Origin of the sequence: Enterobacter sp. 342, from assembly GCF_036663495.1 — a bacterium.
GTDB lineage: Bacteria > Pseudomonadota > Gammaproteobacteria > Enterobacterales > Enterobacteriaceae > Enterobacter.
The window spans coordinates 43,676-67,416 of record NZ_JAWUEI010000025.1 but is presented as its reverse complement, the minus strand read 5'-3'; the positions used below and the strand labels follow the sequence as shown (position 1 = coordinate 67,416).

26 protein-coding genes are annotated in these 23,741 nt (G+C 51.4%); 6 read left to right on the top strand and 20 right to left on the bottom strand.

Annotation, left to right across the window (positions count from 1 at the left end; genetic code table 11):
- Positions 1 to 94: 94 nt before the first annotated feature.
- The 3 genes from uspG to rnk form a co-directional block, all read right to left on the bottom strand.
- Positions 95 to 523, bottom strand: a complete 429-nt coding sequence (uspG, locus tag V6E55_RS18420) for a universal stress protein UspG (RefSeq protein WP_316943557.1) — start codon at positions 521 to 523, stop codon at positions 95 to 97.
- A 127-nt stretch (positions 524 to 650) separates the two neighbouring features.
- A complete protein-coding gene (gene yldA / locus V6E55_RS18415) occupies positions 651 to 740 on the bottom strand; it encodes a small membrane protein YldA (protein WP_316943555.1) in 90 nt (29 codons plus the stop codon).
- A gap of 138 nt (positions 741 to 878) precedes the next feature.
- Positions 879 to 1,289 carry a nucleoside diphosphate kinase regulator gene (rnk, locus tag V6E55_RS18410; protein ID WP_028019487.1) on the bottom strand — a complete coding sequence of 137 codons (411 nt, stop codon included), beginning with the start codon at positions 1,287 to 1,289 and terminating at the stop codon, positions 879 to 881.
- A 254-nt stretch (positions 1,290 to 1,543) separates the two neighbouring features.
- Here rnk and V6E55_RS18405 point away from each other — a divergent pair, with 254 nt between their 5' ends.
- The gene (locus V6E55_RS18405; protein WP_316943553.1) at positions 1,544 to 2,374 is read left to right on the top strand and encodes an alpha/beta fold hydrolase; all 831 of its coding nucleotides are present in this window, start codon (positions 1,544 to 1,546) and stop codon (positions 2,372 to 2,374) included.
- A gap of 88 nt (positions 2,375 to 2,462) precedes the next feature.
- Positions 2,463 to 3,080 (top strand): flavin reductase family protein, encoded by a 618-nt coding sequence (locus tag V6E55_RS18400; protein WP_114980130.1) that lies wholly within the window; start codon positions 2,463 to 2,465, stop codon positions 3,078 to 3,080.
- On the opposite strand, the gene rna is transcribed toward V6E55_RS18400, so the two are convergent.
- The gene (rna, locus tag V6E55_RS18395) at positions 3,074 to 3,883 is read right to left on the bottom strand and encodes a ribonuclease I (protein ID WP_316943552.1); all 810 of its coding nucleotides are present in this window, start codon (positions 3,881 to 3,883) and stop codon (positions 3,074 to 3,076) included. The two genes, V6E55_RS18400 and rna, sit on opposite strands and share 7 nt — an antisense overlap.
- Positions 3,884 to 3,977: 94 nt before the next feature.
- A complete protein-coding gene (gene dcuC, locus V6E55_RS18390; RefSeq protein WP_129996460.1) occupies positions 3,978 to 5,345 on the bottom strand; it encodes an anaerobic C4-dicarboxylate transporter DcuC in 1,368 nt (455 codons plus the stop codon).
- Between the two features lie 391 nt (positions 5,346 to 5,736).
- Between dcuC and pagP the strand changes: the two genes are divergently transcribed.
- On the top strand, positions 5,737 to 6,354 hold the full coding sequence (gene pagP, locus V6E55_RS18385; RefSeq protein ID WP_410493464.1) for a lipid IV(A) palmitoyltransferase PagP: 618 nt from the start codon (positions 5,737 to 5,739) through the stop codon (positions 6,352 to 6,354).
- Positions 6,355 to 6,544: 190 nt separating this feature from the next.
- Positions 6,545 to 6,754 carry a transcription antiterminator/RNA stability regulator CspE gene (cspE, locus tag V6E55_RS18380; protein ID WP_002439184.1) on the top strand — a complete coding sequence of 70 codons (210 nt, stop codon included), beginning with the start codon at positions 6,545 to 6,547 and terminating at the stop codon, positions 6,752 to 6,754.
- 219 nt (positions 6,755 to 6,973) lie between these two features.
- Here the strand turns inward: cspE and crcB are convergent, their stop codons facing one another.
- A complete protein-coding gene (crcB, locus tag V6E55_RS18375) occupies positions 6,974 to 7,357 on the bottom strand; it encodes a fluoride efflux transporter CrcB (RefSeq protein ID WP_114980134.1) in 384 nt (127 codons plus the stop codon).
- Positions 7,358 to 7,424: 67 nt separating this feature from the next.
- Here crcB and V6E55_RS18370 point away from each other — a divergent pair, with 67 nt between their 5' ends.
- Together V6E55_RS18370 and tatE are read left to right on the top strand one after the other, a co-directional pair.
- Positions 7,425 to 8,213: a deaminated glutathione amidase gene (locus V6E55_RS18370; protein WP_129996458.1), complete on the top strand. Its 789-nt coding sequence runs from the start codon at positions 7,425 to 7,427 to the stop codon at positions 8,211 to 8,213.
- A gap of 125 nt (positions 8,214 to 8,338) precedes the next feature.
- Entirely contained in the window at positions 8,339 to 8,542 is a 204-nt protein-coding gene (gene tatE, locus V6E55_RS18365) for a twin-arginine translocase subunit TatE (protein WP_236920003.1), read from the top strand.
- An 81-nt stretch (positions 8,543 to 8,623) separates the two neighbouring features.
- Here tatE and lipA read toward each other — a convergent pair whose 3' ends face one another.
- The 14 genes from lipA to leuS form a co-directional block, all read right to left on the bottom strand.
- Positions 8,624 to 9,589: a lipoyl synthase gene (gene lipA / locus V6E55_RS18360; RefSeq protein ID WP_028019480.1), complete on the bottom strand. Its 966-nt coding sequence runs from the start codon at positions 9,587 to 9,589 to the stop codon at positions 8,624 to 8,626.
- 207 nt (positions 9,590 to 9,796) lie between these two features.
- Complete coding sequence (locus tag V6E55_RS18355; RefSeq protein WP_316943550.1) at positions 9,797 to 10,750, bottom strand: YbeF family transcriptional regulator; 954 nt, start codon at positions 10,748 to 10,750, stop codon at positions 9,797 to 9,799.
- 291 nt (positions 10,751 to 11,041) lie between these two features.
- The gene (lipB, locus tag V6E55_RS18350) at positions 11,042 to 11,683 is read right to left on the bottom strand and encodes a lipoyl(octanoyl) transferase LipB (protein ID WP_129996455.1); all 642 of its coding nucleotides are present in this window, start codon (positions 11,681 to 11,683) and stop codon (positions 11,042 to 11,044) included.
- Between the two features lie 94 nt (positions 11,684 to 11,777).
- Positions 11,778 to 12,041 carry a DUF493 family protein YbeD gene (gene ybeD / locus V6E55_RS18345; protein ID WP_003858718.1) on the bottom strand — a complete coding sequence of 88 codons (264 nt, stop codon included), beginning with the start codon at positions 12,039 to 12,041 and terminating at the stop codon, positions 11,778 to 11,780.
- Positions 12,042 to 12,146: 105 nt separating this feature from the next.
- The gene (gene dacA / locus V6E55_RS18340; RefSeq protein ID WP_028019477.1) at positions 12,147 to 13,358 is read right to left on the bottom strand and encodes a D-alanyl-D-alanine carboxypeptidase DacA; all 1,212 of its coding nucleotides are present in this window, start codon (positions 13,356 to 13,358) and stop codon (positions 12,147 to 12,149) included.
- Between the two features lie 139 nt (positions 13,359 to 13,497).
- Positions 13,498 to 14,610 carry an endolytic peptidoglycan transglycosylase RlpA gene (rlpA, locus tag V6E55_RS18335; RefSeq protein ID WP_316943548.1) on the bottom strand — a complete coding sequence of 371 codons (1,113 nt, stop codon included), beginning with the start codon at positions 14,608 to 14,610 and terminating at the stop codon, positions 13,498 to 13,500.
- A 16-nt stretch (positions 14,611 to 14,626) separates the two neighbouring features.
- A complete protein-coding gene (gene mrdB / locus V6E55_RS18330; protein WP_014169118.1) occupies positions 14,627 to 15,739 on the bottom strand; it encodes a peptidoglycan glycosyltransferase MrdB in 1,113 nt (370 codons plus the stop codon).
- Positions 15,740 to 15,741: 2 nt separating this feature from the next.
- A complete protein-coding gene (gene mrdA / locus V6E55_RS18325) occupies positions 15,742 to 17,643 on the bottom strand; it encodes a peptidoglycan DD-transpeptidase MrdA (protein WP_129996453.1) in 1,902 nt (633 codons plus the stop codon).
- A gap of 29 nt (positions 17,644 to 17,672) precedes the next feature.
- Complete coding sequence (gene rlmH, locus V6E55_RS18320) at positions 17,673 to 18,140, bottom strand: 23S rRNA (pseudouridine(1915)-N(3))-methyltransferase RlmH (RefSeq protein ID WP_003858701.1); 468 nt, start codon at positions 18,138 to 18,140, stop codon at positions 17,673 to 17,675.
- A 3-nt stretch (positions 18,141 to 18,143) separates the two neighbouring features.
- On the bottom strand, positions 18,144 to 18,461 hold the full coding sequence (gene rsfS, locus V6E55_RS18315) for a ribosome silencing factor (RefSeq protein WP_003858696.1): 318 nt from the start codon (positions 18,459 to 18,461) through the stop codon (positions 18,144 to 18,146).
- 269 nt (positions 18,462 to 18,730) lie between these two features.
- Positions 18,731 to 19,396, bottom strand: a complete 666-nt coding sequence (gene nadD, locus V6E55_RS18310) for a nicotinate-nucleotide adenylyltransferase (RefSeq protein WP_236919999.1) — start codon at positions 19,394 to 19,396, stop codon at positions 18,731 to 18,733.
- Positions 19,389 to 20,420, bottom strand: a complete 1,032-nt coding sequence (gene holA / locus V6E55_RS18305) for a DNA polymerase III subunit delta (protein WP_316943545.1) — start codon at positions 20,418 to 20,420, stop codon at positions 19,389 to 19,391. The genes nadD and holA overlap by 8 nt, the downstream gene beginning before the upstream one ends.
- The gene (gene lptE, locus V6E55_RS18300) at positions 20,420 to 20,989 is read right to left on the bottom strand and encodes an LPS assembly lipoprotein LptE (protein WP_236919997.1); all 570 of its coding nucleotides are present in this window, start codon (positions 20,987 to 20,989) and stop codon (positions 20,420 to 20,422) included. Before lptE ends, holA begins: the two co-directional genes overlap by 1 nt.
- Positions 20,990 to 21,003: 14 nt before the next feature.
- On the bottom strand, positions 21,004 to 23,586 hold the full coding sequence (gene leuS / locus V6E55_RS18295) for a leucine--tRNA ligase (protein ID WP_316943544.1): 2,583 nt from the start codon (positions 23,584 to 23,586) through the stop codon (positions 21,004 to 21,006).
- Positions 23,587 to 23,741: the final 155 nt, after the last annotated feature.

The window sequence follows — 23,741 nt, the reverse complement described above, 5'->3', positions numbered from 1 at the left end:
GAGTCCGGTACAATACCGAACTCAGGCCATGTCAGCCGCCAGTTAAGAAAGTGTCCAATATATGGGGTTCACTTCACAAAGGTGGCCTCTTTTTTTATCTCACCACCATCACCGGAATATGCGTGTGACGAATCACGCTGGAGGCGTTTGATCCCAGCAAATGCGTGGTGATGGAAGGGTTGCGCGAACCGATGACCACCACGTCAGCTTTCAGTTCGTTCACCAGTTCGTTAACGGCATCACGCACGCTGCCGAACCTGACATGCGTTTTGATGCGTGAAGGATCAATACTGAAATGGCTGACCATGGTTTGCAGGCGATTTTCAGCTTCGTGCTGCAGATGCTCTTCGAAGCGACGCACATCAGCTGCAAAGCGGTGCAAGCTCAGGCTGGCGGAACCCGGCAATACGTGCAAAAGATGGATAACACCGTCCTCTTGCGCCAGAAACTCCGCATGGCGTACCGCTTTGTCGCTCAGCTCCATCTCAAAAACATCAACCGGCATAATGATTCTCTGATACATACCCGTTTCTCCTTGTTTATAAACGCTAAAACCATTCAAGCACAAAATGATTCCGGTTTCTGATAGCTGTCTGGCACTTTTTCATGCCATGGAACATTTTACTGTTGAGAAGCAGGAGAAAAACACGTTACCAGTAGCGCTCAAGATAGAGCACTGCCATGACGATGATCGCCACAAAAATCAGAAAAATAAGTGTGATAGCCAGTATCTCACTCATGACCGTCCCCACGGCACCAAAACAGATTAAGCGTGGATTAAGGCCTTTTCGCGCGATATAAGCATTTTGGGTGAATTTGCGGAAAGAGGATGCGGCTGCATCCTCTGTGCAAAGCGGTGGGCGCTTGTTCAGAAGGGGTTAACGCAGGTAATCACCTGCGGCTTCTGGCTGGTAGATCAATGCCAGCACTTCCAGGTGGGTAGAGGTACCTCCCGGTAACTCCCAGTGGATGGTATCCCCTGTGCGTAGCCCCAACAGTGCGGCACCCACCGGTGCCAGAACGGAAAGCTGAGTGCTGCTGTCTGTCATCTGCGCCGGGTAAACCAGCGTGCGGGTTAACTCTTCACCAGTAGTCAGATTGCGGAATTTTACCTGGCTGTTCATGGTGACGACGTCATGCGGCATCGACTCAGGCGTGCACATCTGCGCCCGGTCGAGCTCCTCGTTCAGGGCGTCGGCCACCGGAAGTGAGGCGAATTCTGCTTTTTCCAGCAGTCTGTCGATACGTTCTGCGTCGAGTTCATTGATGATAATTGTAGGTCTGGACATTTTTTACTCCATGTCGTTAATACTGCGTGTAACGCAGAAACCAATCCAAAAGAAAACCCTCGCCGTCTGGCAGCGAGGGTTTAACTCTCCCGATGATACTGGCTGAACGTGCAAGTTTGAAGTGATGAAAGTCACATTCATGGTCCATATGAATTTTCGGCGAAAAACGTGATCCCTCGCAAATTTGCATTATCCTTTTTAAGCGCCCCTTGCAGGCGACTATACGCATTCAGTGTTCCTTAGCAGGAGATCTCATGAGCGATTACGATAAAATTACCTTGAAAGACGGTAGCTATTTGCATTTTAAAGACTGGGGAAGCGGGCAACCGGTGGTTTTCAGCCACGGCTGGCCGCTGACGGCAGATGCCTTTGAAGATCAGATGTTATACCTGGGGTCAAAAGGATTTCGCGTAATTGCGCACGACCGCCGCGGACATGGTCGTTCCGCGCAGCCGTGGGACGGCCATAATATGGATCAGTACGCTGATGACCTGGCACAACTGACGGCGCATCTTAACCTGAAAGATGCTGTTCACGTGGGGCATTCCACAGGGGGAGGCGAAGTGGCGCGCTACATTGGGCGTCACGGTACGAAGCGCGTGGCCAAAGCGGTGCTGATTGGCGCCGTAACGCCGATTATGATCAAAACCGATTTCAACCCGAACGGGGTGCCGAAAGAGGTGTTTGATGGTATTCGGGAAGGCGTCGTCAACGATCGGGCGGCATTCTTCTATGAGCTGACCGCCGCGTTTTATGGCTACAACCGCCCGGGCGCGAAAGAGTCCAAAGCGGTGCGTGAAAGTTTTGTTGAGCAGGGGCTTCAGGGGGCAATCAAGGCGCTGTACGACTGTGTGAAAGCGTTTTCGGAAACGGACCTGCGTGAAGATCTGAAAAGGATGACCATTCCGACGCTGGTGATCCACGGTGATGATGACCAGATTGTCCCCATTGATACCTGTGGTCGGGTAGCGGCGGAGATCCTGCCGAATGCAGAGCTGAAAGTCTATGCCGGTGGCTCTCACGGTATTTGCACCACGCATAAGCACCAGATCAATGAAGATTTGCTGAAATTTATTCAGTCTTAATTCCTGGCGGATTGCGTTACGCTGAGCGTCCTGAACCAGGGCATTGAGCGAAACGTAATTCGTGTCTGCCCTCCATTGAGAGAGAACTATGTACTTCTACCAACCGTCTCAGGGGCACGGCTTGCCGCATGACCCGCTGAACGCCATTATTGGCCCACGTCCGATTGGCTGGATCTCCTCCTGCGACCATGCTGGTCAGTTGAACCTCGCACCCTATAGCTTCTTTAACTGTTTTAACTATCGCCCGCCGATCATCGGGTTTTCCAGCAATGGCTGGAAGGACAGCGTACGTAATATTACTGAAACAAAAGAGTTTGTCTGGAACCTGGCGACGCGCGATTTAGCCGAAGCAATGAATGAAACCTCCGCCACACTTCCTCACGGGGAAGATGAATTTACCTTTGCCGGGTTGACGCCTGCGGCCAGCCAGCTTGTTAACGCCCCGCGTGTCGCGCAGAGCCCGGTGAACTTTGAATGCCGCCTGTCGCAATGCATTCAGCTTACCGGGGCTGACGGCACACCTGTAGATACCTGGCTGGTGTTAGGAGAAGTGGTCGGCGTCCATATTAACGAGACGCTGCTGGAAGAGGGGATATACCAGACGGCGAAAGCGCAGCCCATCCTGCGTGCGGGTGGGCCGACGGCGTACTATGGCATCAGTGATGAAAACCGGTTTGATATGGTGCGACCGGTAGTAAGTCAGTAACCCGCTTTATCAATGACGAATTGTGATCCGCAGTTACCAGGGTGTGGCTGCGGTGCAAATGATGTCGCAGAAAGTGGATTATTAATGGTGTCAGCCTTCAGTGAAATCTGCATTTCGGTCAGATAAGCTGGATTACCATTGCAGGTCAGCTTGAATGCTTTTATGTTCTCCTTGCTCCAGCTTTTGGCAACCGCGTTGTCAAAGTCGCTGCGATTAACGGTTTTACCGTAGTTATCTGCCAGGAATTTACCGACTACGCTGTTTTTTATTTCCTGGTTCATTCGCACCATCGTGCCGAAATAGGCATCGGGATCAAAACCAAAGCAGACGCCATGTTTGGCATATTCGTAACGTTCCAGACAGGAGTTACCACCGGCACCGGGCATCACGCTATTCAGCCTGGCAGCACCGGAAAGAGACAGTCCGGTCTCGGCGGCAGCGCATTTTCGGCTGGCTTTCGCTTCTGGCATGTTTGGAATAGGGCGCGTGGCGCAGCCAAAACGCATCCAGCGACGTTCATCCACGCCCCGCGCGGCAATAGATTTCGGCAAACTAGGCCATAAGCCGTGAACGGTCAGAAAATCGGTTTTATTTTCGCGCTCTTTTTGCAGTCGGCATTCGTCAGGTTCGTTGCGGTTACGCTCGACCATGCTCTGACAAAACCCGGTTTGCCAGGACAGCGCCAGCACATAGCGATCGAAATCGCCATACTGTGTTGCCTTGAGTGGATCGGCCTGTGTGGAGAAGACACAAAGTGCCAGCGCCATTGCGCCAGACGGGATAACGATATCCTTCCTGAACATGTGATTTCCTGATCGAATGAACATGATTAATTTCTGGAAATGATTAAAGCACAAAAAGCGCCCGCAGGCGCTTTCTGGAAATCAGTAATTTAACTTAGGCTGCGCCGGGGACCAGGACTTCCGTGGCGATAATCACGATAATCAGGCCGACAATAACCGGCACGGAGGTGCGTTTTACCACTTCGAATGGCGAGATTTTTGCCATCCCGGCAACGGCAACGACGACGCCAGATACCGGTGAAATGGTACGACCCAGGTTTGACGCCTGCAGCATCGGAATGGAGAGATACGCAGGGTTAATACCGGAAGAGTGTGCCAGTTTCGGGATCATCTCAACGAAGGCGTAGAAAGGTGCATTACCGGAACCAGTGGTCATGGCCGCCAGCATGGTGAGCACGACCAGAACCAGCATCAGGATAATACTGGCGGAACCGAATGAGGTGGCGATGGAGATGAGGCTCTGGATAAAGCCGATAGTGCTCAGCCCCTGAGCAAAGACGCCTGCTGCAACCAACAGCATGACAACGCCGGCAAACGCATCTGCCATACCGCGATATGCCACTTCCAGGCCAGAGAAGACTTTTTGTGTGTTAAAGCCGCGTACAAATTCCAGCACGGCAGCCAGCAGCATACAGATGACCAGAATGGTAATGATGTGCAACTGAGGGCCCCATTTACCGTCAAAAATCAATACACCTATAATCGGCGTAAACGGCAGAATGGCGTAAAACGCTGGCGCTGTCGTGGTGATTTCACTCACATCCATCATTTCATGGCTGATGTTTTCTTTCTTATCGAGATAGCGTTGCCAGAAGAAATGCGCGATACCCATTCCCACAATTGCAACTATCGAGATCGGTAGCGTGGTTTTAAAGGCGAAGTCGATAAGCGACATTTCCGCTGCCTTTGCCGCCAGCACGACGTCGCCAGAGGTAGGGGAGAGAATAATAGCTGCAGGAGACGCGCAAATTGCCGCTGCCGCACCACGGCTAATACCGACGTTAACCATCACCGGGAACAGCGTGGCCATTAACAGCACGCCAAGTCCGGTTGCCGACGAAACGGCCAGTGACATCAGGCAGGCGAGGAAATAGGCTGCGACCATCAGCAGATACGGTGAGTTGATATATTGCAGGGGTTTCGAGGCAAGCTTAACGACCATGTCGTTGGCGCCAATATGAGTCATGTAGGCCGCAAAACCGCACAGCATCATGATCATCATGCCCAGGTCGCCACCACGGCTCATGAGCAATATTTTAATGTATTCAACAATGTCGGTGGCGGTGTAACCCGTGCTGGTTGCGCTGGCTGGTAACACCTGATGGCCCATTATGGCACTGATAATCAGCAGTGTTAAACCACCAACAAATAAAACGCCGGTTGCCGAGTATCCCTTAATGATGTAGCGAGCGACACCAACAATGACGACGACCCCAATAAGGAGTTCGATTAACGTAAGCATGATTTCCCCTGTATCTCTGCTGCCGTGGAGCACAAATAATCAATAAAAAAGAAGGATGAAAATGTGCCGAATTAATGGTCTGTTCTTGCTGATTAAAATCAATAAATAGATGACTAAAAGACAGAATGACAGTGTTTTGCCACGACTCATACATTTATATCATGAGGGGCTTGACCCGCTGTAGCACCGCCATATGTCCTAACAATGATAATGAAATGTTAATGTTTTGTGTATCCTGGTGGGTTTGTGATTCAGAAAATTAAATCCTTTAAAACCACACGATGGGTGAGCTTACTCGTATTGGCTGGTGGGTTATTTTAAGAATATTCCCACAAGGGTTCAAATAATTAGGAATAATACTGGTGCCGTTAAGCATTGGTTAAACTAATTTATGGTAAACTTTGCTTCGAATACTAAGAATGGTAATTGCATTGTGATCGTACGTAATACATTTTTCTCTCTTTTTCTGTTTATTTTTGGGCAGTTAACGTTCTCCTCCGTTGCACAGGCAGAGGACAACGCAAAAGATAAAGGCTGGTTCTCAACCTTTACGGATAATGTTTCGCAGACCTGGTCCTCGCCTGAACATTATGATCTCTATGTTCCGGCAATAACCTGGCATGCACGTTTTGCTTATGACAAAGAGAAGACAGATAAATACAACGAGCGCCCGTGGGGAGCTGGTTTTGGTCAGTCGCGCTGGGATGAAAAGGGTAACTGGCATGGCATCTATTTGATGGCATTTAAAGATTCCTTTAACAAATGGGAACCGATTGGTGGCTATGGCTGGGAGAAAACCTGGCGTCCATTAGCGGACGAGAACTTCCACGTTGGCTTAGGTTATACCGCTGGATTGACTGCCCGTGATAACTGGAACTACATTCCGATTCCGGTGCTTCTGCCACTGGCCTCCATTGGCTATGGCCCTGCAACGTTCCAGATGACCTACATTCCGGGTACGTATAACAACGGTAACGTTTACTTTGCCTGGATGCGTTTTCAGTTTTAACTGAAAAAAGTTTACATTGTGGTGAATAAACGCGCAGTTGTTGATTCGTAAACGATAAAAATCTGTCTGCAAAAATTAACGCGACTTTAGTCACTTTTTATCAAAGATCCGCTGGACAAAAGGTCCCACAATTGATGTACTGGTAACCGACACAGCATTTGTGTCGTTTTTTAATGTAAAGGTAATTTTGATGTCTAAGATTAAAGGTAACGTTAAGTGGTTTAATGAGTCCAAAGGATTCGGTTTCATTACTCCTGAAGATGGCAGCAAAGACGTGTTCGTACACTTCTCTGCAATCCAGTCTAATGGTTTCAAAACTCTGGCTGAAGGTCAGCGTGTAGAGTTCGAAATCACTAACGGTGCCAAAGGCCCTTCTGCTGCTAACGTAATCGCTCTGTAATTCAGACGCGTCAGCAAGAATTTCAAAACCCGCTCATTGAGCGGGTTTTTTTCGTTTTGAATCAGCCAAGCAGATACATTTTCAGGAAGCTGGCAACGATCAGTACGCTTAACAACACCATTCCTGCGCTCATCAGACTCTGTTTCATTCTGTCACCCTCGTTCAGCACTGGAGCCAGAGTGACAGAGAAAAATTAAGGCAACATTAATGTTCTGGCGGTTAATGTGCGCTTGCGGAGGAAAATAGCCAAAATGCGATCCCCGTCATCGCAAAGGAGCCGAGCATGTTAATCGCGATATTCACTAATGCCCAGCCGATACGACCTTCCTGAAAGAGAAAAACGACTTCTGCTGAGAATGTCGAAAAGGTGGTTAAACCTCCGCAGAAACCCGTAGTGATCAACACCTTCCACATGGGGTCGATGTGCGTCATTCGGTTAAACCATGCCAGTCCCATACCAATAATGAAAGCACCAATCAGGTTTGCGGCAAGCGTTCCCATGGGTATAGCCTGATGCAGGGGGTTAAACCGCATACTCAGAAACCATCGCGCAACGCTACCCGTTCCCCCACCAATAAAAACGGCTAAAAGTAGTTGTAACACGCTAAATACCTGCTATTTGATGTGTAAGAGTTGCGAGTTTAACGCTGTTTATGAGTAGGGGACAAATATGTATGTTGCGGTTGGACAGTTTGCGGTCACGCCTGACTGGCATGAAAATGCGAGTCAATGCGTTAACCTGATGATACAGGCCCGGCAGAAAGGAGCGTCTCTGTTGGTTCTCCCGGAGGCACTGCTGGCAAGGGATGATAATGATCCTGATCTGTCGGTGAAATCGGCGCAGCCGCTAAACGGTGGATTTTTACAGCAATTGCTGGCCCAGAGCGCCGGCAACGAGATGACGACCATTTTTACGGTGCATGTTCCCTCAACGCCGGGCCGTGCGGTGAATACGCTCGTGGCTATCCGTAGCGGGGCAATTGTCGCAAGCTATGCCAAACTTCATCTCTATGATGCGTTCAGCATTCAGGAGTCACGGCTTGTTGATCCCGGTGGCTGTGTTCCACCGCTACTGGATATTGACGGGTTTAAGGTTGGGTTGATGACTTGCTACGACCTGCGTTTTCCGGAGCTGGCGCTCCATCTTGCACTACAAGGGGCGGACGTTCTGGTATTGCCCGCTGCATGGGTCAAGGGGCCGTTAAAAGAGCATCACTGGGGAACATTGCTTGCGGCACGTGCGCTCGATACCACCTGTTATGTCATTGCTGCAGGGGAGTGCGGCAGTAAAAACATCGGGCAAAGCAGGGTGGTTGATCCGCTGGGGGTGACGATTGCTGCTGCTGCGGAAACCCCTGTGTTGCTGGTAACGGAGATTAATTTAGAAAGGGTTGCGCTTGCTCGTAAGCAATTACCTGTTCTTCATAACCGCCGGTTTGCGCCACCGCAATTATTGTGATGTTTTTTTCAACAATGCTTGATTCACCTTGTTACAGATTGCTATTGTGTGCACGCGTCAAATGACCGTTAATACAATCAGGTTTTGGCGCTGAATGCAGCCTGTTTTAAGTAAAGAAGGTATCTATGGGTGAGATTAGTATTACCAAACTGCTGGTGGTTGCCGCACTGGTCGTCCTGCTGTTTGGTACCAAGAAGTTACGCACGCTGGGTGGTGACCTGGGAGCTGCCATCAAAGGCTTTAAGAAAGCAATGAACGACGATGATGCGGCAGCCAGGAAAAGCGCTGAAGACGACGTCCCGGCAGACAAGCTTTCTCACAAAGAGTGATAGCAATGCCTGAGGGCTTGCGAAAAAAAACCGGCTCATGAGGCCGGTTTTTTTGTATTACTGTAAATGAATATTACAGCATTATTTAACTTCTTCGCCTTTTGCCTGCATATCGGCATGGTATGAGGAGCGAACAAATGGGCCGCATGCTGCGTGGGTAAAGCCCATCGCCATCGCTTCGGCTTTCATCTCATCAAACTCGTCCGGGCTGACATAGCGCTGTACCGGCAGGTGGTGGCGGCTTGGTTGCAGATACTGTCCCAACGTCAGCATAGTCACACCGTGGCGACGCAGATCGCGCATTACCTCAATGATTTCATCATTGGTTTCACCCAGGCCAACCATCAGGCCAGACTTGGTAGGAATATGCGGATGCGCCTCTTTGAAACGCTCCAGCAGCTTCAGAGACCAGTTATAATCTGCACCTGGACGTACCTGGCGGTAGATACGTGGAACGTTCTCGAGGTTGTGGTTAAACACATCTGGCGGCGTCGCGGTCAGGATGTCCAGTGCACGATCCATACGGCCGCGGAAGTCAGGAACCAGCGTCTCGATTTTGATGTTCGGGCTTTTCTCACGAATAGCAGTAATACAGTCAGCAAAGTGCTGAGCACCCCCATCTCGCAGATCGTCACGGTCAACAGAAGTGATTACGACATAACGCAGCGCCATATCGGCAATGGTCTGCGCCAGTTTTTGAGGTTCGTTAGCATCGGGTGCGACTGGACGACCATGAGCAACATCGCAGAACGGGCAGCGGCGGGTACAGATGGCACCCAGAATCATGAACGTCGCGGTGCCGTGATTGAAACATTCAGCAAGGTTCGGACAAGAGGCTTCTTCACAGACGGAGTGAAGACCATTCTTGCGCATCGCCGCTTTGATCCCCTGGATACGCGAAGAGTCGGCCGGAAGTTTGATTTTCATCCATTCCGGTTTTCTTAACAGCGCCTCGCGCTCTGTAGCCACGTTTTTAACCGGGATAAGGGCCATTTTATCGGCATCGCGGTATTTAACACCGCGTTCCATCACAATGGGTTTACTCATAGCGTGCGTGTTCCAGTTGCGAATATCGAAGGAAAGCGTTTCAATTCAAGGGAATGTTGTATTTATCAACTATTTTTGAACGAACGACAGGCAGTATATCATTGAAACGGTCGTTAAAGCAGCCTGCCAGGTCGCCAATTTGTAAAATAGTTGTTGTTTTGTGCCTTTTGCCCTGCCTGTAGCAGGGTCTTGTGCTGGCTAAATCTGTCAGAAGGCCTGACGGATAATGCGGATGACGTTTTCCAGTACCGGGTCGCGCAAACTCAGTTTGTTGTAATGCAGTGAAATCTCGATAGATTCCGCATTAAGTTGACTGAGGGGAATGCTTTCCAGCGGCCAGCATTTTCGCAGCAGGTTATACAGCCGCGAAGGCATGATACAGAGCATGTCACTGCTGCCAATCAGGGATGCGGTGGTAAACATATTGTAGCTGCTGAAACTAATCTGACGTTCCGGGAAGATTTCATCAATCCGCTGGCGCAGAACATGATTAGACTGCCCTTCGGTCATGAATGATGAATGATCATAGTTGCGCAAGTTTTCAATGGTTAATGGCTCGCTGAGAGCAGGGTGCTGCTGGCGGCAAACCAGAACCAGATTATCTGCATAAAGCACATTTTGCCCCAGGGCTCTGGCGTTGAAACTGCCGCTTTCAATAATCAGGTCCGTCTGAAACTGGGCAAGCTGAATGTCAGGTTCGTTGAGAGGCACATTGCGTAGCAGGAGCTGCGGAGCATGCTCTTTGACGGTCTGGAAGATTGCAGGCATCACCAGTACACCCACAGAAGGGGAACAGCCGATGGTGATGGTTCTCTGCTTATCGTAGCTCCCGGTTAAATCCAGTGCGCCCAGGATAGACTCCAGCCCCTGGCTGATGTACTCGTGGAGATGTGTGGCGTAAGCTGTCGGTGTTACCCCCTGACCCTTACGGATAAATAACGGGTCAGGAAATATAGCGCGTAGCTTTTGGATTGACTGACTTATTGCTGATGGCGTGAGATTAAGAATTTTCGCAGCATTAACGATACCCTTATGGACATATACTGCCTCAAAAATAGTCAGTAAATTGAGGTCAATATTACGTAAAGTCCGAAAAATTTGCGGCTTGTCTTCGCCACCAGGGTCATTCAGGCGTTTAGCTGGTAAATTAGTAGACTCCACGCTTTTACTCCGTATACATTCACATTATGAATGATAGTTGAATTTATTTATTATGCCTGTAGAGATTCGTAAAGTGTTGGTTTTGTTTCACTTGTATATCAAAAACAAACAGTTGTGTGATTATCACTCAAGTTACTTAGATCCTGCGTGTTGCGCTTACTGGAGGCTAAATAATATGTAACGGTAATATTCGGGCGCTTCGAAAATATAGAATCTGTAGATTATTGTAAAGCGTAAAAGCGGTAAATAAACACTGGCCCGTCAAATTATCGAGCCATGTTGTATAATATATTAAGCAGGGATATATTCGTGCGGGGGATTGTTAAGTAACGCTAACATGTGCTTCAAAAGCACAGGACGAATATTTTCTGGCGCAGCCGTGTCGACCCACTGGCGCATTTGTGTCATTTCCATACCAGCGTAGCCGCAGGGGTTTATGCGCTGAAAAGGCGTAAGATCCATATTAATATTCAGCGCCAGACCGTGAAATGAACAACCTTTTCGAATACGCAGCCCCAGAGAGCAGATCTTCATTTCGCCGACATAGACACCAGGTGCATCGGCGCGCGGGTGAGCGTCAATGCCATATTCCGCCAGCGTGTTGACGACAGTTTGTTCCAGTAAGGTAACCAGTTCACGCACACCCAGCTTTCTGCGCTTCAGATTAAGCAGGACGTACATCACCTGTTGCCCGGGTCCGTGGTAAGTCACCTGCCCGCCGCGGTCGCTCTGAATAACCGGGATATCACCCGTCATTAATAAATGTTCCGCTTTTCCCGCCTGGCCCTGTGTAAAGACTGGCAGGTGTTCGACCAGCCAGATCTCATCAGGGGTTGTATCATCGCGTGAATCCGTGAAGTCATGCATAGCCTGGGAGACAGGCTCATAAGGTTGCAGCCCGAGGTGACGGACCAGAATTTTATCCTGATACAAAACGGCGTCTCCGAAGACGAAGGACATAAGATGAAGGGGAGTATATCACAGCGGGGAGAGGGGTTACCCGGCAAACCGGGTAACCGAAAAGGGACTACAGCACCATACGAACAATTTCGATATTGCCGAGTTCTTCGTACAGCGTCTCAACCTGCTCAATGTGTGTTGCAGTGATGGTAATAGAAACCGAGTGGTAGTTGCCCTTGCTGCTTGGTTTTACTGACGGAGAGTAGTCACCGGGCGCATGGCGCTGTACCACTTCAACCACCTGATCAACCAGCTCAGGTTTCGCCAGACCCATTACTTTGTAGGTAAACGGGGTAGGGAATTCAAGCAGTTCGTTAAGTTTGGTTTTCATGTCAGCTCCGGCGTAACGTCAAAAAGAATAACTCCCACGTCAGGTGGGAGTTATCAGGATACTTAGTATATGGGGATCAAAATCACACTTTCAAGTGTTCAATTTTTAACCAAACCAGTGATGGAACATCAATTTAATGTAATCAATGATTTTGCCGAAGAAATTGCCTTCAGGAATTTCTTGCAGAACAACCAGTGGTCGCTGATCGATAGTCTTTCCATCCAGCTGGAAGTTGATCGTCCCCACCACCTGGTTTTTCTGCAGTGGCGCATGCAGTTCGGTGCTGTTCAGGACGTAGCTGGCTTTCAGATCTTTCATACGACCACGAGGAATGGTCAGGTACAGATCTTTATCAACGCCGAGGGAGGCACGGTCGTTATCGCCGAACCAGACTGGTTCTGAAGCAAACTCTTTACCTGCTTTCAGTGGGTTCACGGTTTCGAAGAAACGGAAGCCCCAGGTCAGCAGTTTTTTGCTTTCTGTTTCACGGCCTTTAAAGGTACGACCGCCCATCACGGCAGAGATCAGGCGCATCTGGCCTTCTGTAGCAGAGGCCACCAGGTTGTAGCCGGCTTTGTCGGTATGACCCGTTTTGATACCGTCAACATTCAGGCTGTTATCCCACAGCAAGCCATTACGGTTGGTCTGACGAATACCGTTGAAGGTGAACTCTTTCTCTTTATAGATGGAGTACTCATTAGGTACGTCGCGGATCAATGCCTGACCAATCAGCGCCATATCACGTGCGGAGCTGTACTGGCCATCGGCGTCCAGACCATGTACGGTCTGGAAATGGCTGTTTTTCAGACCCAGCGCGGTAACGTAACTGTTCATCAAACCGACGAAAGCATCCTGGCTGCCGGCGGCGAAATCGGCCATGGCTACGCAGGCATCGTTACCAGACTGCAGGTTGATACCACGGATCAACTGAGAAACAGGAACCTGCATACCTGGTTTCAGGAACATCAGAGAGGAACCTTTGAAAACAGGGTTCCCGGTTGCCCACGCATCGTTACCGATGGTGACCAGGTCTGATTCTTTGAATTTACCTGCTTTCATCGCCTGGCCGATAACGTAGCTGGTCATCATTTTGGTCAGGCTAGCCGGGTCACGGCGAGCATCGGCGTTCTGTTCCGCCAGCACTTTGCCAGAGTTGTAGTCGATCAGGATGTAGGATTCCGCATCAATTTGCGGAACACCAGGGATCATGGTCTTGATATTCAGGTCATCGGCGTGAGCTGCAGAGAGTGCAGTAGCGCAAAGGGCCGTGGTCAGCGCCATGCGCTGCACAAAACGAGCGGAAAAAGTGGTCTTCATGGTCAGAACTACGACATCCGTGATGGAATTAAAAAAAGTGCCCTACTATAGCAAATGCTATTCAGGCAGGCATCCGACTTTAAGCATGAGTTTGTGAATGTGTTTTACACTAACTGACAATTCGGATACCGCCGGTTCATTATTTCGCAACAGCGATAAATGACTGAAGTTGAGCTTCATTCTGTAAACGTTGTTGCAAGGACGCTGCCTGCGATTTGCTGGCAAACGGCCCCATTTGAATGCGCCAGACCGCGCCATTCTGCTCAACACGTCCTGGTACGCCAAACTGCTGGCTCAGACGCTGCTGATACTGTTTGGCTCGGGCCTGATCGCTCACTGCGCCTACCTGAACCACATAATTGCCACTGACCGCTGCTGGCGCAGTAACTGGCGCACTTTGCGTCACGGTCGGGGCCGTGACAGGGGCTGGCTGGGTAGCTGGAGCAGTAACAGGAGCGGGTGCTGGGGTAGGTTCACTGCCTTCCAGCACACCTGCGGCTAAGGTCGTTGGTGCGCCAAGAAAGCCGCTACTCTTTACCGGCGCGCCGGTCGAGTCGTCGCTTTGCAGGGTGTCGTTGCTGATGGCGCGAATCTCCCCACCAGGCTGAGCAGGCTCTGCCGGTGAAGACACGCTCCCCATTCCGCCGTCCAGATTCGGACGGTCAGGAAGGGCATAAGTCTGTTTTGCCACCGTGGTACATGCTGTGCCAGGGCCGGACAGCGAACCATCCTGCGCCACAATAATCGGATCAATACGGACTTTGGTATTGTTCGAGGTGTTCAGGCGGTCAGCGGCTGCGCGGGACAGAGAGATCACCCGGTCATTACCGTATGGGCCGCGATCGTTAATTTTCACCACGATCATTCGCCCATTCGCGAGGTTCGTTATACGCGCATAACTTGGGATCGGCAGCGTCGGGTGCGCAGCCGTAAGCTGCATTGGGTCGAAGGCTTCGCCCGATGCGGTCAGGTTACTACCGGGTTCAGCATCATAAATGGCGGCAAAGCCAGCCTGACTGAAACGGGTAGGATCCTGAACAATTTTGTAGCTTTTGCCGTCGCGCTCGTAATCCTGATTCGCGCTGGCATTTAGCGGTTCATAAACGGGATCGGCACCGCTGATTTCAACGATCGGGCCATTACAAACCGCAGGCTGCGGTGGCGCGACGGTTGCCTGTTGCTGACCATCATCACTTGTGCAGGCCGCAAGTAAACTTGCCGCGATGCAGATCCCCAGCCACTGCTTACGCATTCCGAACCCCTTATTTTTATACGCTTTTTGACAACATTTTTCTGTGGGTATGGATCGACATCACGATACCAAACCCGGCCATCAACACGATCAGTGCCGAGCCTCCGTAACTCACCAGCGGCAGCGGTACGCCTACTACTGGCAGAATACCACTCACCATACCAATATTTACGAAGACATAAACGAATAAAATCAACATTAACCCGCCAGCCATGACGCGACCAAAGGTGGTTTGCGCCCGAGCAGCAATCCACAATCCGCGCATGATTAGCAGCACGTAGAGTGCCAGCAATATTAAGATGCCAACCAGCCCCAGCTCTTCCGCCAGTACCGCAAAGATAAAGTCAGTGTGGCGTTCCGGTAAAAATTCCAGCTGAGATTGGGTACCGTGTAGCCAGCCTTTACCGCGCAGACCACCGGAGCCAATTGCAATCTTGGACTGGATAATATGATAGCCCGCACCCAGCGGATCGGTTTCTGGATCGAGCAACATCATTACGCGCTGGCGCTGGTAATCATGCATCAGGAAGAACCAGAGAATAGGAATGAAAGCCGCAACCAGTACCACCGCGATACCAATCAGACGCCAGCTTAAGCCTGACAGGAAGAGAACAAACAGGCCGGAGAGGGCGATTAAGATTGAGGTGCCAAGGTCAGGCTGCGCGGCAACCAGCAGTGTCGGCAGGAAAATCAGCACCAGCGCGATGGCGGTATTTTTTAGCGACGGCGGGCAGACGTCACGGTTGATAAAACGTGCCACCATCAATGGAACGGCGATTTTGGCAATTTCAGAAGGCTGGAAGCGAACCACACCAAGATCCAGCCAGCGCTGTGCGCCTTTAGAGATAGCGCCGAAGGCGTCAACCGCAACCAGCAACACAATACAGAATATATACAGATACGGCGCCCAGCCTTCATAGACGCGCGGCGGGATCTGCGCCATGACCACCATAATAACCAGACCCATCGCGATCTGGCCGATTTTGCGCTCCATCATGCCGATGTCCTGGCCACTGGCACTCCAGATAACCAGGGCGCTGTAAACCAGCAGAGCCAGCAGGATCAGCAGCATGGCTGGGTCGATGTGGATTTTATCCCACAGCGATTTCTTATTTGGATTATCCGTCATGATTATTGATCCTCCGCCGCAGCGGCGGCCGGGTTTTCAGCCGGCAGTTCGGTGTTGTTATCGCCCAGCATAATGTGGTCAAGGATCTGGCGCATGATGGTCCCTACTGCAGGCCCGGCACCGCCGTTCTCCAGAATCATCGCCACCGCCACCTGCGGGTTATCATAAGGGGCAAATGCCGTCATCAGTTTATGGTCACGCAGTCGTTCGGCAATGCGGTGCGCGTTATAGGTTTCATTGGCTTTCAGGCCAAACACCTGCGCAGTACCTGATTTCGCGGCCACTTTATATGGCGTACCAGCGAAATACTTATGCGCGGTACCGTTAGGGCGGTTTGCTACGCCGTACATACCGTCTTTAGCGATTTCCCAGAAGCCGGAATGAATATCCCCCACAGGCGCTTCATGCGGCTGGTTCCAGGGCACTTTTTTACCGTCTTCAACCGTACTCAGTAGCAGATGTGGAACTTTCACGACACCGTCATTGATGAGGATCATCATGGCTTTGTTCATCTGAAGCGGTGTTGCTGTCCAGTAACCCTGTCCGATACCCACCGGAATGGTATCGCCCTGGTACCATGGTTTTTTAAAGCGTTTCAGCTTCCATTCACGCGTTGGCATATTACCGGAACGTTCTTCTGCAAGGTCAACGCCGGTGTAGTGCCCGTAACCGAATTTGCTCATCCACTCTGAAAGGCGGTCGATCCCCATGTCATACGCCACCTGATAGAAGAAGGTATCCGCAGACTCCTCCAGCGATTTGGTGATGTTCAGATGACCGTGGCCCCATTTTTTCCAGTCACGGTAGCGTTTATCAGAACCTGGCAACTGCCACCAGCCCGGGTCAAACAGGCTGGTATTACGGTTGATAACACCGGCACTCAATGCAGAAACCGCCACGTACGGTTTAACCGTTGACGCTGGCGGGTAAACACCTTGTGTCGCGCGGTTCACCAGTGGCGTATTCGGGTCATTCAGCAGACCGGAATAGTCTTTACTGGAGATGCCGTCGACAAACAGGTTCGGGTCATAACTTGGCATAGAAACCATTGCCAGAATGCCACCGGTACGCGGATCGGTGACCACAACGGCTGCACGGCTGCCTGCCAGTAAGGTTTCAATATACTGCTGCAGTTTGAGGTCGAGCGTCAGATAGACGTCATGTCCCGCCTGAGGCGGCACTTCTTTAAGCTGGCGAATAACGCGGCCACGGTTGTTAACCTCAACCTCTTCATAGCCAGTCTGACCGTGCAGAACATCTTCGTAATAACGTTCAATCCCCAGCTTACCGATATCGTGCGTCGCGGCGTAGTTCGCCAGCTTGCCGTCTTTATCGAGACGATCGACGTCTTTATCGTTAATTTTGGATACGTAGCCAATTACATGTGTCAGTGCAGAGCCATAAGGGTAGTAGCGACGTTTGTAACCCTTCACTTCCACGCCTGGGAAACGGTACTGGTTTACCGCAAAGCGGGCAACCTGGACTTCCGTCAGATTGGTTTTAACCGGAATGGAGGTGAAACGGTGAGAGCGGGCCCGTTCTTTTTTGAAAGCGGCGATATCGTCATCGTTAAGATCGACAACGCTTCTTAGCGCTTCCAGCGTATCCTGAACATTATCGACTTTTTCCGGCATCATCTCGATTTGATAGATGGTGCGGTTTAACGCCAGCGGGGTGCCATTACGGTCGTAAATGATGCCGCGGCTGGGTGCGATCGGCACCAGCTTAATGCGGTTTTCGTTTGAACGCGTCTGGTAATCGGTAAAGCGGACAATTTGCAGATTATAAAGGTTGGCGATCAGCACGCCGGTAAGCAGCAAAATCCCCGTAAAGGCGACCAGCGCCCGGCGCACAAACAGCGCGGACTCAGCCGTATAGTCGCGAAAAGAATTCTGTAGTTTCATCCGCTGCTTAATCTACCCTGGTCAAGTCACTATTCGCGGTGATAGGGGTGGTTGGTCGTAATGCTCCACGCGCGATACAGGCTTTCTGCCACCAGTACCCGAACGAGCGGATGGGGAAGCGTCAACGCGGAGAGAGACCAACTTTGTTCTGCTGCCGCTTTGCAGGCAGGGGATAACCCTTCTGGCCCGCCAATCAACAGACTGACGTCACGGCCATCCTGCTTCCAGCGCTCCAGTTCGTGCGCCAGTTGCGGCGTATCCCAGGGTTTTCCTGGGATATCGAGGGTGACGATGCGGTTTTTGCCTGCGGCAGCCAGCATCAGTTCGCCCTCTTTATCAAGAATACGTTTGATATCGGCGTTCTTGCCGCGCTTTCCGGCGGGGATCTCCACCAGTTCGAACGGCATGTCTTTTGGGAAACGACGCAGATACTCAGTAAAACCGGTTTGTACCCAGTCCGGCATTTTGGTGCCGACGGCGACCAGTTGCAACTTCACGCATTAACCCCAGAGTTTTTCCAGTTCATACAGGCGACGGCTTTCTTCCTGCATGACATGGACAATCACATCGCCGAGGTCGACAACCACCCAGTCAGCCGTCGCTTCACCTTCAACACCAAGCGGCAACAGTCCGGCTGCACGTGATTCCTGAACCACGTGATCGGCAATCGAAACAACATGACGTGTAGAGGTACCGGTGCAGATAATCATGCAGTCCGTAATACTGGATTTACCCTTAACGTCGATAGCGATGATGTCCTGACCTTTCAGGTCATCAATTTTGTCAATAACAAAATCCTGGAGTGCTTTACCCTGCAAGTTTTCCCCCTGGGGTGAACGAGATTGTATAACTATGAATTCGTGGCCAGACAGTATACCTGAACTAGCACCTGTGTCGGGACAAATGTCTCCGGCCGGGCTTTTGAAGGCGGGTATCATCCCACCCTCCGCCTGAGATTGCATCGCCATTTTTGTAAAACAATTTCTGTAAAGCAATGATCGGCGGGAAAGTCTGGCAGCGGAGGATAACAGTATGGCTTACTCTGTCAAGGCAGGATAATCAATAAGCCACTTTTTATGGCCCCGGGTCAGGCATCTGCACTTTTCTGATACAACCCATGCGCATGAATATACGCCAGCACCGATGCGGGCAGCAGATCGTCACACGCTAAACCGTGTTGCAAACGCTCGCGAATGAGAGTCGCAGAGATATCGAACCATGGTGTTTCTGCCAGATAAATCTTCCCGGCAGGCTGATTGTGGAGATCTTCAACATTATCGGTGAGATGGTCTTCCAGCCATTGCTGATACTGTTCTTCGCGCATCGTCAGCGGATAACCCGGACGGCGGCAGACAAGCAGGTGGCTGTTGTCCAGAATGGTTTCATACTGATGCCATGTTGGGAAATTCAGGAGTGAATCCTGGCCAATAATGAAGGCTAGCGGCTTGTCAGGGCCTTGCTCGGTCCGCCACTCCTGCAGCGTTTGTGACGTCCAGGAGGGGGTGGCGCGACGCAATTCACGTTCATCAAGTTTGAAAAGTGGTTTATCCGCAATGGCCAGGGCCAGCATCTCTTTGCGTTGCTCGCTGGTCGCCTCAGGCTGGGGACGGTGTGGCGGAACATTATTGGGCATAATGGTGACACGCTGAAGACCGATCAGATTCGCCAGAATTTCGACCGGCTTCAGATGCCCGTAATGTACCGGGTCAAAGGTGCCGCCATACAGGGCCTGTAAAGAATGCATACTATCCATCAATAAATACATCTGCCAGCGCCTTATGGCAGAGCAACAGAGAAAGGCTTTCCAGCTCTGCCCAGACCGACTGGCCGTAATCTTGTTTTAACGTAAGCTCTGCGCGCATCAACAGCTGCACGGCCTGACGAAGCTGCTCGTGGCTCAGGCGGTTGATTGCCTCAGTGGTCAAAGCCCTGCGATTTTGCCATACGCGATGTTTATCAAACAGCGATCTTAACGGTGTATTGGCCGACTGACGCTTGAGGGAAATCAACAGAAGCAATTCGCGCTGCAGCGTGCGCAGCAAAATGACGGGTTCGCTGCCTTCAAGCCGTAGTTGCTGCAAAATATGCAGGGCGCGTTTGCTCTTAGCCGACAGCAAGGCATCCACCCAATGGAATGGCGTAAAGTGCGCCGCATCGTTAACGGCCTGCTCTACGCGTGGCAAGGTCAGTTTGCCGTCTGGCCACAGCAAGGAGAGCCTGTCCAGTGCCTGTGCCAGTGCCAGCAGGTTCCCTTCATAGCAGTAGCAAAGCAGTTGATTCGCTGCGTCATCCAACTGAAGGTTATGCTGTTTTGCGCGCGCGGCGACCCACTTTGGCAGATGTGCCTGTTCAGGCGTCTGGCAGCTGACCAGTACTGCGTGAGTCGCCAGTTGGGTAACCCATGCAGCGTTTTCTTGCGCTTTGGTAAGCTTGTTGCCACGTACAATTAGCAGCAGATCACTATGCAACAGGCTAACCAGCGTAGCCAGCTGTTCATTGATCGCCGCGTTAGGGCCATTTTCCGGGAGCAGGATCTGGATCGTCTGGCGCGACGCGAACAGGCTCATCGCCTGACATAGGGAGAAGATAGCATTCCAGTCGGTACTGTTATCCACCTGGAACGTGTGATGTTCATCAAAGCCCTGAGTCGCTGCCACATGGCGAACGGCATCAAGACTTTCCTGAAGTAACAGCGGATCGTTTCCGAGCAGCAGATACGCCGCGCGCAGCCCTTCATTGAGCTGCGCGCGGAGTTGTTCAGGATACAACCTGATCATCAGTTACCCATCGACGTTGAAACTGTCGGCGTGTCTGCATCAGGTTTTTCGATGATGTCAGAGCCTTGTTTGTTCGACGCGGCAATGCTTGGCAGTTTACGGATCAACTGTTCCGCTGCCTTGTCATACATTTCGTTGATGATAATCTGCTGTTCAGCATCTTTTGCCAGCGCCGTCTGCGGGTTATCAAAGAAAGAACGATAGACTTTCGTGCTGATCGGGTAGATGTCTTTACCCGGGATCAGAACTGCTGCGCTGACCGTCAGCACCATCTGATATTCAGCAGTACGACCATCCTGGAAGATAGAGGCTGTATCTTTCGACAGTCCACTTCCTGTAACACGCAGAGACGGTACATCCTGGCGAAGCGTTCCTTTTTCAACAAGCTCAACGCCATTCAGACGCAGCTGATTACGGATCGCCCGGCTGAGTGGGCCATTCGGATCCCCGGAATCAAAGATCATCGTTTTCATCTCAGCAGGCACCGCCGTGGTATTGCGCAGGTGCCAGCCACAGCCAGCGGTGACAAGCACCGCCAGAGATAAGAGTATTGTTGCCAGTTGTCGCACGTTTCCTCCCGCGCTTAGCCAACGACCAGATTCAGCAATTTACCCGGTACGTAGATCACTTTACGTACGGTAACGCCCTCAAGATATTTTGCGACCAGAGGTTCCTGGCCCGCGCGCTCGCGAACCTGTTCTTCGGTTGCATCGACCGCCACAGTAATTTTACCGCGGACTTTGCCGTTTACCTGGACGACGACCAGCGTGGTGTTTTCTACCATCGCGGCTTCGTCGGCCTGTGGCCACGGCGCATTGTCGATATCGCCTTCGCCTTTCAGTTCCTGCCACAGAGTGAAGCTGACATGCGGAGTGAACGGGTTCAGCATGCGAACGACGGCCAGCAATGCTTCACGCATTAAGGCACGATCTTGCTCGCCGTCCTGCGGGGCTTTCGCCAGCTTGTTCATCAGTTCCATAATAGCCGCAATTGCGGTATTGAAGGTCTGACGACGACCAATATCATCGGTCACTTTCGCAATCGTTTTATGAACATCACGACGCAGCGCCTGCTGATCTTCAGTCAGTGCAGCTGCGTTCAGTGCCGGAGCATCACCCTGTGCGGTGTGTTCGTAAACCAGTTTCCAGACGCGTTTCAGGAAGCGGTTTGCACCTTCCACACCTGATTCCTGCCACTCCAGGGTCATGTCTGCCGGAGAAGCAAACATCATGAACAGACGCACGGTATCCGCGCCGTAACGTTCAACCATCACCTGTGGGTCGATGCCGTTGTTTTTGGATTTAGACATCTTGCTCATGCCGGTATAGACCAGTTCATGACCTTCGGCGTCTTTCGCCTTCACAATGCGGCCTTTCTCATCACGCTCAACAATCGCATCCACTGGAGACACCCAGTTACGCTCGCCGTTTGCACCCACGTAGTAGAAGGCATCAGCCAGTACCATACCCTGACACAGCAGCTGTTTTGCTGGTTCGTCAGAGTTCACCATGCCGGCATCACGCATCAGTTTGTGGAAGAAGCGGAAGTAGAGCAGGTGCATGATGGCATGTTCGATACCACCGATGTAAATGTCTACTGGCAGCCAGTAGTTCGCTGCATCAGAGTCCAGCATACCCTCTTTATACTGCGGGCAGGTGTAGCGCGCATAGTACCAGGAGGACTCCATAAAGGTGTCAAAGGTGTCGGTTTCACGCAGCGCAGGCTGGCCGTTGACGGTGGTTTTTGCCCACTCAGGATCGGCTTTGATCGGGCTGGTGATACCGTCCATTACCACGTCTTCTGGCAGGATCACCGGCAGTTGATCTTCCGGCGTTGGCATCACGGTGCCGTCTTCCAGTGTCACCATTGGAATTGGAGCACCCCAGTAACGCTGACGAGAAACGCCCCAGTCGCGCAGACGGAAGTTAACTTTACGCTCGCCCACGCCCAGAGAGGCCAGTTTGTCTGCAATGGCATTAAAACCGTCTTCGAAGCTCAGACCGCTAAATTCACCGGAGTTGAACAGGGTGCCTTTTTCAGTCAGCGCTTGCGCGGACAGGTCAGGTTCAGAACCATCGGCGGCCAGGATAACAGCTTTAATCGGCAGGCTGTATTTGGTAGCAAACTCGTAGTCGCGCTGATCGTGGCCTGGAACAGCCATCACAGCACCTGTACCGTACTCCATCAGAACGAAGTTCGCGGCCCAAACAGGGATCGCTTCGCCTGTCAGTGGGTGCTTAGCATAGAAGCCTGTCGCGACGCCTTTTTTCTCCATCGTCGCCATGTCGGCTTCGGCCACTTTGGTGTTGCGGCATTCGTCGATGAAGGTTGCCAGTTCCGGATTGTTCTCCGCCGCTTTCTGCGACAGAGGGTGACCCGCAGCCACGGCCAGGTAGGTCGCGCCCATGAAGGTGTCTGGACGGGTGGTGTAGACGGTCAGGGTCTGGTCGTAATTCTCAACGTTGAAGGTGATTTCCACGCCTTCAGAACGGCCGATCCAGTTGCGCTGCATGGTTTTTACGGTATCTGGCCAGTGATCCAGTGTATCCAGATCGTTCAGCAGTTCGTCAGCATAAGCCGTGATTTTGATAAACCACTGTGGGATCTCTTTACGCTCAACTTTGGTATCACAACGCCAGCAGCAGCCATCAATAACCTGTTCGTTCGCGAGAACAGTCTGGTCATTTGGACACCAGTTAACAGCAGAGGTCTTCTTATACACCAGGCCTTTTTTGTACAGCTCGGTGAAGAATTTCTGTTCCCAGCGATAGTATTCCGGGGTGCAGGTTGCCAGCTCGCGGCTCCAGTCATAACCAAAGCCCAGCATTTTAAGCTGGTTTTTCATGTACGCGATATTGTCATACGTCCACGGGGCAGGTGCGGTGTTGTTTTTTACCGCAGCGCCTTCTGCAGGCAGACCGAACGCATCCCAGCCGATTGGCTGCAGAACGTTTTTGCCCAGCATACGCTGGTAGCGGGCGATCACATCACCAATGGTGTAGTTACGCACGTGGCCCATGTGTAGTCGACCAGAAGGATAGGGAAGCATCGACAGGCAGTAATACTTCTCTTTGCTCTCGTCTTCGGTTACTTCAAAGGTGCGCTTCTCGTCCCAGTGTTGCTGGACTTTCGATTCTATCTCTTCCGGGCGGTATTGCTCTTGCATGGCAGCCAGTGGTCCTGTTTTCAATACAGCTACAAATGTAGCCAATGGATGTGATATTTCAGATCCGCATAGCATAGCCCAAACGTCCGCGTCAAAACAGCCTTTCGCACAAATGCACATTGCAGGAATTTACCGGGTCTGTGCTTCACCTGACA

Coding starts and splice junctions, on each gene's coding strand:
- mrdB (WP_014169118.1), bottom strand. CDS start 15,739: ATGACGGATAATCCAAATAAGAAATCGCTGTGGGATAAAATCCACATC.
- V6E55_RS18400 (WP_114980130.1), top strand. CDS start 2,463: ATGTACTTCTACCAACCGTCTCAGGGGCACGGCTTGCCGCATGACCCG.
- pagP (WP_410493464.1), top strand. CDS start 5,737: ATGGTAAACTTTGCTTCGAATACTAAGAATGGTAATTGCATTGTGATC.
- rna (WP_316943552.1), bottom strand. CDS start 3,883: ATGTTCAGGAAGGATATCGTTATCCCGTCTGGCGCAATGGCGCTGGCA.
- rlpA (WP_316943548.1), bottom strand. CDS start 14,610: ATGCGTAAGCAGTGGCTGGGGATCTGCATCGCGGCAAGTTTACTTGCG.
- uspG (WP_316943557.1), bottom strand. CDS start 523: ATGTATCAGAGAATCATTATGCCGGTTGATGTTTTTGAGATGGAGCTG.
- tatE (WP_236920003.1), top strand. CDS start 8,339: ATGGGTGAGATTAGTATTACCAAACTGCTGGTGGTTGCCGCACTGGTC.
- V6E55_RS18405 (WP_316943553.1), top strand. CDS start 1,544: ATGAGCGATTACGATAAAATTACCTTGAAAGACGGTAGCTATTTGCAT.
- mrdA (WP_129996453.1), bottom strand. CDS start 17,643: ATGAAACTACAGAATTCTTTTCGCGACTATACGGCTGAGTCCGCGCTG.
- rnk (WP_028019487.1), bottom strand. CDS start 1,289: ATGTCCAGACCTACAATTATCATCAATGAACTCGACGCAGAACGTATC.
- cspE (WP_002439184.1), top strand. CDS start 6,545: ATGTCTAAGATTAAAGGTAACGTTAAGTGGTTTAATGAGTCCAAAGGA.
- ybeD (WP_003858718.1), bottom strand. CDS start 12,041: ATGAAAACCAAACTTAACGAACTGCTTGAATTCCCTACCCCGTTTACC.
- dcuC (WP_129996460.1), bottom strand. CDS start 5,345: ATGCTTACGTTAATCGAACTCCTTATTGGGGTCGTCGTCATTGTTGGT.
- yldA (WP_316943555.1), bottom strand. CDS start 740: ATGAGTGAGATACTGGCTATCACACTTATTTTTCTGATTTTTGTGGCG.
- leuS (WP_316943544.1), bottom strand. CDS start 23,586: ATGCAAGAGCAATACCGCCCGGAAGAGATAGAATCGAAAGTCCAGCAA.
- nadD (WP_236919999.1), bottom strand. CDS start 19,396: ATGGATAGTATGCATTCTTTACAGGCCCTGTATGGCGGCACCTTTGAC.
- holA (WP_316943545.1), bottom strand. CDS start 20,420: ATGATCAGGTTGTATCCTGAACAACTCCGCGCGCAGCTCAATGAAGGG.
- V6E55_RS18370 (WP_129996458.1), top strand. CDS start 7,425: ATGTATGTTGCGGTTGGACAGTTTGCGGTCACGCCTGACTGGCATGAA.
- lipA (WP_028019480.1), bottom strand. CDS start 9,589: ATGAGTAAACCCATTGTGATGGAACGCGGTGTTAAATACCGCGATGCC.
- dacA (WP_028019477.1), bottom strand. CDS start 13,358: ATGAAGACCACTTTTTCCGCTCGTTTTGTGCAGCGCATGGCGCTGACC.